9 protein-coding genes are annotated in these 12,122 nt (G+C 71.0%); all 9 read left to right on the plus strand.

Annotated features, from left to right (window positions below; all coding sequences use genetic code 11):
• The first annotated feature begins 50 nt into the window (after positions 1 to 50).
• Entirely contained in the window at positions 51 to 443 is a 393-nt protein-coding gene (locus tag I4J89_RS42985; protein ID WP_196419985.1) for a pilin, read from the plus strand.
• A 7-nt stretch (positions 444 to 450) separates the two neighbouring features.
• Positions 451 to 1,371, plus strand: coding sequence for a TrbL/VirB6 family protein (locus I4J89_RS42990; RefSeq protein WP_196419986.1), 921 nt, complete (start codon positions 451 to 453; stop codon positions 1,369 to 1,371).
• A 32-nt stretch (positions 1,372 to 1,403) separates the two neighbouring features.
• Positions 1,404 to 2,318: a PrgI family protein gene (locus I4J89_RS42995; RefSeq protein WP_373688204.1), complete on the plus strand. Its 915-nt coding sequence runs from the start codon at positions 1,404 to 1,406 to the stop codon at positions 2,316 to 2,318.
• A gap of 5 nt (positions 2,319 to 2,323) precedes the next feature.
• Positions 2,324 to 4,120 (plus strand): VirB4 family type IV secretion system protein, encoded by a 1,797-nt coding sequence (locus I4J89_RS43000; protein ID WP_196420010.1) that lies wholly within the window; start codon positions 2,324 to 2,326, stop codon positions 4,118 to 4,120.
• Between the two features lie 68 nt (positions 4,121 to 4,188).
• Positions 4,189 to 6,753, plus strand: coding sequence for a TraM recognition domain-containing protein (locus I4J89_RS43005; protein ID WP_373688203.1), 2,565 nt, complete (start codon positions 4,189 to 4,191; stop codon positions 6,751 to 6,753).
• Positions 6,754 to 7,039: 286 nt separating this feature from the next.
• On the plus strand, positions 7,040 to 7,864 hold the full coding sequence (locus tag I4J89_RS43010) for a replication-relaxation family protein (protein WP_196420018.1): 825 nt from the start codon (positions 7,040 to 7,042) through the stop codon (positions 7,862 to 7,864).
• A gap of 534 nt (positions 7,865 to 8,398) precedes the next feature.
• Positions 8,399 to 9,046 carry a hypothetical protein gene (locus I4J89_RS43015; protein ID WP_230860573.1) on the plus strand — a complete coding sequence of 216 codons (648 nt, stop codon included), beginning with the start codon at positions 8,399 to 8,401 and terminating at the stop codon, positions 9,044 to 9,046.
• A gap of 663 nt (positions 9,047 to 9,709) precedes the next feature.
• Positions 9,710 to 11,032: an FAD-dependent oxidoreductase gene (locus I4J89_RS43020; RefSeq protein ID WP_196419988.1), complete on the plus strand. Its 1,323-nt coding sequence runs from the start codon at positions 9,710 to 9,712 to the stop codon at positions 11,030 to 11,032.
• A gap of 176 nt (positions 11,033 to 11,208) precedes the next feature.
• On the plus strand, positions 11,209 to 12,081 hold the full coding sequence (locus I4J89_RS43025; protein WP_196419989.1) for a hypothetical protein: 873 nt from the start codon (positions 11,209 to 11,211) through the stop codon (positions 12,079 to 12,081).
• Positions 12,082 to 12,122 lie beyond the last annotated feature (41 nt).

Here is a 12,122-nt window from a genome sequence, read left to right on the forward strand (position 1 = left end):
CAACGCCGCGCACCCACCTCTCGTGGGTGCGCGGCGGGAGGTGACCACTCATGTCCCGCACGCCGCGGGCACGTCTGCGTGCCCCGAACACCCATCCTCTCGCCATGGCCCGCCGGGCCATACGCAACGCCGCGTCACTGGGCATGGCCGCACTGATCCTGCTCACCCCGGCCGCCGCGCAAGCCGATCCCGGCACCGTGACCCTGACGGCCGCAACGCTGCCGCAGGTCGTGGCGAACATGCAAGTCTGGATCATGGGCATCCTCGCCGCCGTCGCCACGCTCTACGGGGTTCTGGCCGCGGTGTACTGGACCACCGCCGGCGGCGACCCGGCCCAGGTCGACAAGGCCAAGAGCGCGTTGAAGAACGCCCTGATCGGCTACGGCCTGGCGGTGCTGGCCCCGGTCCTGCTGCAGGTCGTGCGCGGCATCGTGGGGGGCTGATCCAGCGATGGACTGGCTGCTGCCGACCGCAGTACTGGAGCGTCTCTTAGACGAGTTCGCGAGCCTGCTGGTGGACTGCCTGGACGTGCTGATAGGCGCGATCACTCACACTCTTCTGATCACGCCCGATGTGACTGCGTTGCCGCAGGTGCGGGCGTTGACGGGGCGAGCGGTCTGGGTGGTCGACATTGTGTTCGTCCTGTTCTTCCTCGCCGTCGGGGTGCTGACCATGATCGCCGGGGGTGACGAACGCAGTCGATACACGGTCAAGGATCTGCTGCCGCGGTGCGTGGTCGGGTTCGTGGCTGCCCACTTCTCCCAACTGATCTCGGGCCGGATGATCGACCTGGCCAACGGACTCACCAGGGCGCTGACCGTCCAGGATCTCGATCATGGCAGCACGTTGCGGGCGATGCGCAACAACATCATCTCGGCGCGGACTGGCGTTGGCGCGCTGCTCTTCGTGGTGTGCATGGTCACGATTCTGTGCTTGCTGGCAGCCACCGCCTGCTCCGCGATCGTCAGGTTCGCGGTTGCTCTGGTGCTGACCGCCTTCGCACCGCTGGCGTTGGCGTGTCACGCGCTACCGCAGACCGAGGCGGTCGCCCGGCTGTGGTGGCGCTCCTTCCTTGCTGTCCTCGCCGTTCCGGTGCTGCAGGGCTTCGTCCTGTTCGCCGCGCAGTGGATGCTGTTGGATCCCGCCCATGTCCTGCCCCTGTTGGGAATGCCAGTCGAGCCCGGCGGCGTGCTGAACCTGTTCATCGTCATGGTGCTGCTCTGGACCTGCGTGAAGGTGCCCAGCCTGGTGCGCCGCTACGCGAGCGACGGGAGCCGAGGCGGCAATGTCCTCGGCGCCGTGGTGCGGGTCGCGGTCGTGCAGCAGGTGAGCCGGGCCGTGCCGGGTATCGGCCGGGCGGTGCTGCGATGAGCGAGCGCGACACCGAGCTCGTGCGGGCTCGGATGCCCGCCGACGTCGACGCCCCCGACAAAGTCGCTTATGGCCTGACCTTTCGTCAGTTGGCGATCCTCGCCGTCGCCGCGGTGTGCGGTTACGGCGCCTGGAACGCCCTGCACGAACACGTTGCGATACCCGTGCTGGTCGGTGCCGCCGTCGTCCTCGGCGGCCTGGTGTTCGGGCTCGTGGTCGGCTGCCGCGACGGGCTGCCGCTGGACGTGTGGCTGCTCGCGGCGTTCCGGCACTCCCGCACCCCGCGAGCGCTGTCGACCACCGACACCACCGCCAAGGTCCCCGACTGGGTTCAGCCACCCGCGTCGAAGGTCGTGCTGCCGGCGCCGCTGAAACTGCCCGCCGACGCGATCAGCGACGACGGCGAGATCACCCTGGGCGGCACCCGGGCGGCGATGGTCGCCGCGACCAGTGTCAACCTCGCGCTGCGCACCGCCGACGAGCAGGCTTCGCTGGTCGACACGTTCGGCCGGTGGCTCAACAGCCTGTCCACGGCGACACAGATCGTCGTGTCGGCGCAGCCCGTCGACCTGCACTCGCACGCCCGCACCCTGGCGGCGGCAGCGGACAGCATGCCGCACCCGGCACTCACGGACGCGGCCGCCGACCACGCGAAGTTCCTCGACGACCTCGCCGCACGCCGTGACCCGCTGCGCCGGCAGGTCCTGATCGTCACCCGCACCAGCGCGGGGGAGCGCGGCGAACACGCCGCCCGCCGCCGTGCGGACGGCACCGTGCGCGCGTTGTCCGGGCTCGGGGTCACCACCCGCGCGCTGGACGGGCACGCTGCCACCGCCGCCCTCGCTGCGGCGGCGGACCCCTACCGGCCGCCGCGCCCCGGCGGGCTGGCCGCCCCCGACACCGTCATCACCGGTCCCGAGCCGGCCACACCCCGGAGAAGATCGTGAAGACACTGACCCGCAAACGCGGTAGAACCCCACCCGAGCCCGACGGCCCGACCTCGTCGCTGGCAGCCGCCGCCGCGCCCGCCTCCGTCGAGGTCACCCCCCGCTACCTGCGGGTCGGGGACGGGTACGCCGCCACCCTAGTGGTGACCGGCTACCCGGCCGAGGTCGGCCCGGCCTGGCTCGAACCCCTGCTCAGTTGGCCTGGCCGGCTGGACCTGGCGCTGCACATCGACCCGATCCCGGCGCCGACCGCGGCGGCCCGGCTGCGTACCCAGCGGGCCCGGTTCGAGTCGTCGCGCCGGACGGACGCGGCGAAAGGCAAGCTGGCCGACCCGTACGTCGAGGCTGCCGCTGACGACGCTGCCGACCTGGCCGAACGCCTCGCGCGCGGGGTGTCGAAGCTGTTTCGTGTCGGGTTGTACCTGACGGTGCACGCCCGCACCGAAGCCGAACTCCTGGAGGCGTGCAGTCAGGTCAAGGCCGCCGCCGCGTCGACGCTGATCGAGGTTCAGCCGGCCACGTGGCGGCACCTGCCCGGCTGGACCACCACCCTTCCACTGGCTACGGATTCGCTGCAGATGCGCCGGACCATGGACACCCAGGCCCTCGCTGCGGCGTTTCCACTCGCGTCGGCGGATTTGCCGGCGCCGCTGCCCGGTGATCCCGCGACCAACGGCGGGGTGCTCTACGGCATCAACCCGGACTCCGAGGGCATCGTCTGGTGGGACCGGTGGGCGCAGGAGAACTACAACTCGATCGTGCTGGCCCGTTCCGGCGCCGGGAAGTCGTACTTCGTGAAGCTGGACGTGCTGCGCCAGCTCTACCAGCAGGTGCGGGTCGCGGTTGTCGACCCGGAGGACGAGTACCTGCGGCTGGCCGACGCGGTCGGCGGCACCATCGTGCGGCTCGGCGCCCCCGGGGTGAAGATCAACCCCCTCGACCTGCCGGTCGGTGACAGCCGCCCGGACGTGCTCACCCGGTGCGGCTTGTTCCTGCACACCCTGATCGCGGTGCTGCTGGCCGAGGTGCCGCCGCCGGCCGAACGCGCCGCCCTGGACCGGGCCATCCTCGCCGTCTATCGGCAGGCCGGGATCACCGCCGACCCGGCCACCCACCACCGGCCGGCGCCGCTGCTCGCTGATCTCGCCGAGGTCCTGCGCGGCGACGGCGATCCGGCCGCCGCGCAGCTGGCGGCCCGGCTCGCGCCGTGGGTGGCGGGCTCGTTCGCCGGGTTGTTCGACGGGCCGACCACCACCCGCCCGGACGGGCACCTGGTGGTCTGGTCGTTGCGGCAGCTGCCCGACGAGCTGCGCACCGTGGGCACGCTGCTCGCCCTGGACGCGATCTGGCGCAGCGTGGACGCCCCCGGCCGAACCGGGCTCGGGGTGCGCCGCCTGGTAGTCGTGGACGAGGCGTGGCTGCTCATGCGCGACGGCGAGGGCGCCAAGTTCCTGTTCAAAATGTCGAAGGCGGGCCGCAAACGCAACGCCGGACTGTCCGTGGTCACCCAGGACGTCGCCGACGTGCTGGGCACCGACCTCGGCCAGGCCGTCGTGAGCAACGCCGCCACACAGGTGCTGCTCAAACAGGCGCCGCAAGCGATCGACAAGGTCGCCGACGCGTTCGGGCTCACCGGCGGGGAGCGGCGCATGCTGCTGTCCGCTCGCGTCGGCCACGGCCTGTTGATCTCCGGGAGCAATCGGACCGCGTTCGAGGCGATCTCGTCGCGGGCCGAGCATCTTCAGGCCACAACGAAGCCGTCCGACCTCGCCGATCTCGGGGACGAGGAGGCCGACCTGTGAGCCCACCACCTTTGCTGTCGCCTTCCACCCCGGCGCCTGGTCCTTCTGGACCGGGCGCCGATGTCATTGTGCCGCCGAGCGCGCCCGCCCAATGGATCCTCGACGCCGGCGCCTGGGCGATCCAGCGGCCGTGGCTGCTCGGTGTCGCCGCCGGGCTGCTCGTCGCCTACATCGCCGGGCAGAACGTGCTGGCTGGGTGGCGGCACCGGCGCCACGCCGAAGGCGCCCGCCTGGTCACGGTCGCGCCGCCGCCGGAGGTCGACACGGCGTCGGCAGCAGCGCTGTGGGCGAACCTGCACGGCACCCTCACCCCTTCCACGAAACGGCGGCTGCTGTACGGCAGCCCGCACGTGGTCTGGCAATACGGCTGGACCGGCCGGCAACTGCTCATCAGCGTGTGGGTGCCCGGCACCGTCCCGCACGGCGCGGTCGAAGCCGCGATCCGCGCCGCCTGGCCGGGCGCGGCCTGCACCACCGGCCAGGCCGGGCCGCCGATTCCCCGGGGCGTTCCGCAGGCCACCGGCGGGCACCTGCTGCCGCAGGCCGCGGAATGGCTGCCGTTCAACACCGAGTACGACAACGACCCGCTACGCGCTCTGATGTCGGCCGGCTCGCAGCTCAAGAACGACGAATACGCCTGCGTGCAGATCCTCGCCCGTCCCGCCCCGCCCCGGCGGGTGGCCCGGGCGCGGCGGGCCGCCGGACGGCTACGCGACGGCAAGACCGCGATACCAACGGTCAATCCGGCGGCGCCGCTGCTGTGGCTGCTGGAGATTTTCCTGCCTGGCCACACCACGGCAGCCAGGAGCAGTATCCCGGCTGCCCGGCGGGATCCGGGCGTCGAACGCGACGTGCGGGCGATCCTGGACAAGACTGTCCACAGTCTGTGGACAGTCGGCGTCCGCTACGTCGTGGCCAAGGACAACGAGCGCGGCGGTACCCACGCCCGGGATCGGTTGCGGGGTATCGCCGACACGATCGGCTCCGCGTACGCCGTCTACGCCGGCCGTAACCGGCTGGCCCACCGCACCCGGATGGGCCAGCCGGTCGCCGTCGCCGCGGCCCGCCGCCTCGGCGCCGGCTTCCTCGCCTCCACCCCCGAACTCGCCGTCCTGGCCGCCCTGCCACGGGACCTGGCCGTCCCCGGCCTGGACCGGGCACGCGCCAAGTCGATGCCCGCGCCGGTAGCGGTCCCCGCCGGAGGGCGCGCAGTGAAAGTGCTCGGCGACGCCGAAATCGGGGCCCACCCGGTCGCCCTCGCCGTCCCGGACGCCCGCTACCAGATGCACGTGGTCGGCTCCACCGGCTCCGGCAAGACAACCCTGTTGGTGAACCTGGCCGTCGACGACATCAAAGCCGGCCGCGGCACCGTGGTGATCGACCCGCACGGCGACCTCGTCCTCGACATCCTCGACCGACTGCCAGCCTCGGTGGCGGATCGGGTGGTGCTGTTCGACCCCGACCAGCCCAACCCGCCCACCATCAACCCCCTCGCGGGTGACGACCCGGACCTGGTGGTCGACAACATCGTGTCGATCTTCGGCAGCATCTTCGCGAAAGCGTGGGGGCCGCGGATGGACGACGTCATGCGCGTCGCCTGCCTCACCCTGCTCAAGCACGCCAACGTCACCCTGCAGCACATCCCACCACTGCTCAACAGCGCCCAGTTCCGGTCGGCGATGACCGTCGGCCTGGAGGACCCGGCCGGCCTGTCCGGGTTCTGGCAGTGGTACGACACGCTGAACCCGGCCTTACGGTCGCAGGTCATCGGCCCCGTGCTGGCCCGACTACGGGCCTTCCTGCTGCGGGACTTCGTCAAACGCACGATGAAGTTCCCGAAGTCGAGCTTCGACCTCGGGAAGATCCTCGACGGCGGCGCCCTGCTCGTCCGGATCCCGAAAGGCCAACTGGGGGAGGACACCAGCAAACTGCTCGGCTCGCTGATCCTGGCGCAGGTGTGGCAGGCCGCCACCGCCCGCGCCAACGTCGAGCCGGAACGGCGCCGCGACGCCACGTTGATCATCGACGAGGCCCAGAATTTCCTGACTCTGGCCTCGTCGCTGGACACGATGCTCGCCGAGGCTCGCAAGTACCGGCTGTCCATGGTCCTGGCGCACCAGGACCTCGCGCAGTTCCCGAAGGACCTGCTCGCGGCGGCGTCAGCGAACGCCCGAAACAAGATCTACTTCTCGGTGGCGCCCGAGGACGCCCGCGTGCTGGCCCGGCACACGACGCCGGAACTCGACGAGCACGACCTGGCCCATCTGGACGCGTACACCGCCGTGGCACGGCTCGTCGTCAACGGCCGGCAAACCCCGGCGTTCACCTTCAAGACCCGGCCACCCAAGCCGATCGTCGGCGAGGCGACTGCCATCAGGCAGGCCGCCGCGGCCCGGGTGCCGGCGCAGGACACCAGCGCCATCGACGAACTCGTCGAGAAGTACTCGGCCACACCCGATGACGGCCGGCAGCAGCGCGGCAAGAACGAAAGGCCGATGCGAGCAGATCAGAAAGTCTGTCAGCGCAGCTCAGCAGCCTGCGATCCCACTGCGATCCCACCTTCCGTTTGGGCTTCACCAGCCCTTCACCACCGCGCATCCCGTCGGCCTGACAGAACCGGCGGATGCGCCTAGTTCCCGCAGCACAACCCGGCTGAGTGACGCTCAGCCGCCGCTGCGCGCACCCCGACACCCCTCCAACGGAGGGACAACCTCTTCGCCTGAAGGAGCATCACCCGTGTCCAGCTCGAATTTCCCCGGCTGCGAGTCCCACCCGTCCACTCCCTCCCCGTCCTTTGTTGACTGCCGATCCCTGTCCTCCCGCTCGTCGTCCTCTCGCCGGTCGTCACGGCGGTCTACGTCGTCTCGCCTAGGCCGCCTCGACCGGCTGCGTCGTCTGACCGCCCGTGACCACCTGCTGTTGTCCTGGCTCGCCGAGCACTACGTGCTGACCACCGGGCAGATCGCGACCGCGCTGTTCCCGTCGCTGCGCGCGGCGCGACTGCGTCTGGCCGTGCTGCACTCGCTGCAGGCCGTGACCCGCTTCGTCGACGTCACCACCGGCGACCGCCAGTACCTCTACACCCTCGGCCCGCTCGGCGCCGTGCCGTACCCGACGCAATACAACGACCCGCTGCGCACCGACGGCCGCGATCGACGCTCCAGTGTGGAACGCACCGAACGCATCATCGGCAGCCGCCGGCTGCCGCACCTGCTCGGCACCAACCAGCTGTTCGTCGACCTGCACGCCTACACCCGCACCAACCCGAATGCCCGGCTGGCCCGCTGGTGGTCCGAACAGCACGCCACGGCCGTCTACGCCGCCGTCGCCGCGGCCACCGACGGCCCCGGCATCCGCCCCGACGGGCACGGCGTCTGGGAGGCCGGCGGCCGCCAGGTCGGCTTCTTCCTCGAGCACGACAACGGGACCGAGACGATCGGCACGGTGCTGCGCAAGCTGCGCGAGTACAACAGCCTGGCCATCGCCGGCGGCCCTCGCTACCCGGTCCTGCTGCGCGTACCCGGCCGCCGCCGCGAACAGCACCTGCTCGACGTCCTCGACGGCGCCAGGTTGGCGATACCGGTCGCCACCGGCATCCACACCGAGCACGCCGCCGGACCGGCCTGGACGCTGACCCACGACCCCGGCCTGCGCCGCTGGCTGCACGAGCTACCCAGCGATCACGGCCCGGACAACCCGGTCACCAACCCGCACCGCTTCCCCGACGACGCGGGCGAGCAGTGACCCTGGGACCGCCTCTGTCAGAGCGGCGACGCCTGACAGAGGCGCACATCAATCTTGCAGGCATCTGACGAAAGTCTGACAGTGCAGGCCGCGGCACTTTCTGACGATCATGAAGACGGTCGGGTCTGACAGACCCGGCCGCTACCGTTTCCGGCAACACCTCTCCTCATATATCGCTCCACCCCGGTCCGGTCCCGCCTTCGGGAATCACCGCCGCACCACACCGGTGCCCGCACCCACCGCCCTCACCGGAGGCCGGTCGGCGCCCGCGCCGCGCGGCGACCCCGAAGGTCGCACCGAACCACCAGCCTCGCGCTGGACCCCTCCACCCCCATCTGTGACCCGACCCATGCACCCCGTGGGCCGGTCACTCCTGCGTGCCTTCGGCACGCCCGCATCGAAGGAGATCGTCCTATGGCCACTACTGCGCCCCGCAACGGACAGCGTGTCCCTCACCCTCCGGCTCAGCAGCCGGTCGCTCAGCCGAACAACGCTGCACCGCCTGTCGTCAAGCCGGCCCCGACCATCACCACGATGATCGTGTGCCTGCCCGACGGACTGGGCAACGATGCGCTCGCCGCGCACCAGCTGCACCGGCACTTCGGTGTCGACGGCACTCTGCAGGCCCGGTTCTGGACGATCGAGAACCTGCGCCTGTGGCAGCGCCGGCAGATGTTCGAGCTGCGCAAGGGCACTCCCGCCTACTGTGCGGGCGGCCCGAACAGTCTGCTGAACCTCGCCGGAATGCGATACGCCGCCGGTGTCGGCGCGGGTATCCGCCACCAGCAGTGGCAGCAGGCCGTGCAGGGCACCAAACCGGCCCAGCCGTGGGTGACCTTCCACAGCCGGCACCTCAACGAAGCGAAGAAGTACAGCTACGACCAGGCCGCCGCCGACTTCTGGCGCCAGCCGCGGGTCACCGCGATGCGGATGCACAACGCGGCCGTCAGCGTCGCACCGCTCGCGGTCGACGAGCTGGAGATGATGCAGGCCGGACCTGCCGCCTACCAGCACTACAGCGCCCTGACCGCGATCTGCGGCGACGCGCTGCTCACCGCCGAGGGACACCAGATCACGCCGGCCACCGACAGCTTCGATGACCGCGTGACGTTCCTCGGCCACGCCAACCGCTACCTCGAAAACATCGAGGACGGTCAGCGGCTGGTGGCGGTCGCTCTCTGACCCCACCTATACGGATCCGATCCGGTAGCTGTCGCCACACCCTGAACCCAAGGGAAACGTGCGACGGCCCGGATCGGCTCCACCACCCGACGGGCCATCGCCTCAGCGGTGTCGCACCTGGTAGACGCGGCACCGGCCTGCCCCAGTCAGGGCAGTACCGCCGCGCGGCGTTATCCGCCCGCACGCACCGCTGACACACCCGGCTCGCAACCGGCGGGATCCGGCCGCCGAAGAATCTCGCGCGCCGCGTCGCACCGCGTCGCGCCGGTGGAGCCGGGGACGTCCCGCCATGCCCGTCGCGCAGTACCGAGCTGCGGCCCACCTTCAAGCCCGCGCCCCGGGCGGGGGCGCTGGTGAAGCCTCGGCCGGCGACACGGCCGCTCTCTCCCTCTTCCATCAGCAATCAGCCCAGCGTCGGCGGTAACCGCCCTTCCCGCTCGACGCGGGAGTACCTGCCGGCGGCTGCACCACCGCCGGGGGTCCCGGCGCTCTGCCGACCCCTGCACAAACCCACCTGTTCACCAACCCTCCTGGGACCATGCCTGGCCACCTGCCTTGATCCCGGGTCTTCCCGGGACAGGGGCGGATTGCCAGAGCTACCAGGGGCCATCGAGAAGGGAATTCAAGCCCATGTTCGAGCCCTCCACCACTATCGCAAACCTGTTGACCACCGTGGCTTCGACGCCGGCCGCCGCCGAGGGCATGCGGGTGATGACGGAGCGGGCCGCCGACTTCGAGCACCCGCTGGCCGCGCAGTTGACCGGGATCGCGCTCGATCCGGCCGGCCGCGAGCTCGCCGACCGGTTCCTCGACACCTACTGGTCGGACGACCAACGGCAGCGGGATATCCTCGCCGCCGCCGACGACGACCGAGAAGTGATCATCGGCAGCGGCTACCACGCCGCTGTCTACGCGGCGACTCGCGTACGCGCGGGCCACCGGCGGCCGCTGGTGCTCGAACGCGACCGGCGCGTCGGTGGCACGTTCGCGATGACCACCCGGCCGGTGTTCTACCTCAACTCCCGCAACCGCCCGGGCGGCCCCGGCCTGGCCGGCGATCTGGGAGCGAACCTCAACTTCCTGCCGGGCGCGCCGATCCAGGCGGCGAACGTGTCTACCGCCGAGTACCCGACGAACACCGACATGGCGTTCGTGATCAGGCTGGCCCTGGCGCAGTACGCCGACGTGGTGCCCAACGCCAAGGTCACCGCGGTCGGCGAGTACGACGGCGAGCGCATGGACCTGGACATCGACGGGCACCGCACGTTGTCGCCTCGGCGCGTCATCGACGCCCGGGGGCTGGGCGACCCCGACGGGGAGAACGTCGCCAACGGCACCACCATCGTCACGTTCGGTCAGTTCATGCAGCGTATGGCGGGGATCTGGCCGCTGCGTGATCTGCGCCGGGTCGCCGTCCTCGGTGGCGGGGATTCCGGCAAGTGCGCGGTCGAATCGCTGCTGGGTATCGCCCCGCAGCCGTTCATGGCCGCTGCCGCGCTCGACCGCGTGGACCGCATCGACTGGTACGCCGAACAGTTGCCGACCAGCTGCGGGGACTGGCAGCGCGACATCCGCGGCCGGTACCAGGCGATCGGCCGCCACCTGCGCGCGGACCGTTCCGGCGTCCAGCGGCTCACCGTGCTACCGCGCCGGGCACAGGTCGTAGACCTGCCCGGCATGGCCCTCATCGATGGCCGCGGCTACGACCTCGTCGTGCTCTGCACCGGCGCCAAGGAGCCGTTTATCCAGGGTCTGGGCGACATCAGTGGCTGCATGCTGAAAATCGTCTCCGGGGCCGGCATTGTCGCTCGGGAGTACTACGACCGTCCCGTTTTCCGGGTCGGCCCGCACGCGCAGCTGCCGTTCAGCCCGCAGGAATACGACGAGGGCATCGCCGAGCTGCCCGGCAACGCCGTCGCGATGTTCCGGCTCGGCAGCAAAACCGCAGCCCTCGCGGCCACGCTGCCGTCGGCCAGCCGCAACTAGCGCCGACCCCCAACCCAACCGAGCCCTCGGAGCGGCGCCCGGCAGCCGGGCCAAGACACCGCCAGCGTGGGGTGCCTTGGCCCGGCCGGCGCCTGTTCCCGGGGGCGAGCAACCGACCCCGCATCGACCAGTCCGCTCAGCCCCTCTTCTCGGCATCGCTGCACAAGGGAGGCACCATGCCCCGCTACTGGTTTCGACTCGACGACGTCGCGCCGCTGACCGCGCACGCGATCGGCTGCGAACAGCACACCACCACCCGCGCCGAGGCCCTCGCCGGCGCCAACAACGGGCCGGCGCTGATCTTCTCCAGCATCTGCGAGGGCGCCACGCTGCGCTCCAACGGCAATCCGGCCTGGTACGGCAACGCCGGCCGCCAGCACGTCGCCTACGCCACCGCTTGGCGGCACGCCCTGACCGGGCGCACCAGCCACGTGCACCTCAGCGACTACGTGCACGCCTTCCTGCCGCTGACCGGCCAGGTCATGCACCTGATCAGAACCGCCCGCCGCGCCGGCGACAGCTGGATCAGCATCCACATCGATGCCCGCGACCAGCACCTGATCAGTCCCTACGCGATCCGCACCGCTACCCAGCGCGACAGCATCGTCCCGGAGACCTGCCAGTGGCGGCCCGCCGTGGTCACCTGCCCGGAAATCGGCAACGTCGACTACCCCGCACAGATCCCTGACGGCTACACCACCGATGCCGGGCACAGCCTGCCTCGCTTCGACCGGGCCACTATCGCCCGCATCGCCGCCGACCTCGACCGCCTGCGCGCCATCGACGCGATGCCCGGCGCGTATCCCATCCTGCGGCTGCGCGGCGACGACCTCACCGTCCTGCAAGAGCAGACCTACGACGGCAACTGGACCTGGCGACAGGTCGACCGGCTGCGCGTCGACCACAACGGCTTCCCCCTGGGTGCCTACCAGTGGGCGTGGGAGACCGTCGCTCAGCCGGCATCCCTGCTCGCGGTGGTGCGCCGGGCGCTGACTGCGGCGCGCCGACGGCTGCCTCACCACGCCGCAAGCCGATCCGGGCAGCCGTGACCGCCGCTCGCGCCGCGGCGTACCCCGCAGCGTCCGACTCA

The organism is Actinoplanes aureus (assembly GCF_015704865.1).
In the GTDB taxonomy this organism is placed as follows: domain Bacteria; phylum Actinomycetota; class Actinomycetes; order Mycobacteriales; family Micromonosporaceae; genus Actinoplanes; species Actinoplanes aureus.

Coding starts and splice junctions, on each gene's coding strand:
- I4J89_RS42985 (WP_196419985.1), top strand. CDS start 51: ATGTCCCGCACGCCGCGGGCACGTCTGCGTGCCCCGAACACCCATCCT.
- I4J89_RS42990 (WP_196419986.1), top strand. CDS start 451: ATGGACTGGCTGCTGCCGACCGCAGTACTGGAGCGTCTCTTAGACGAG.
- I4J89_RS42995 (WP_373688204.1), top strand. CDS start 1,404: ATGCCCGCCGACGTCGACGCCCCCGACAAAGTCGCTTATGGCCTGACC.
- I4J89_RS43015 (WP_230860573.1), top strand. CDS start 8,399: ATGATCGTGTGCCTGCCCGACGGACTGGGCAACGATGCGCTCGCCGCG.
- I4J89_RS43025 (WP_196419989.1), top strand. CDS start 11,209: ATGCCCCGCTACTGGTTTCGACTCGACGACGTCGCGCCGCTGACCGCG.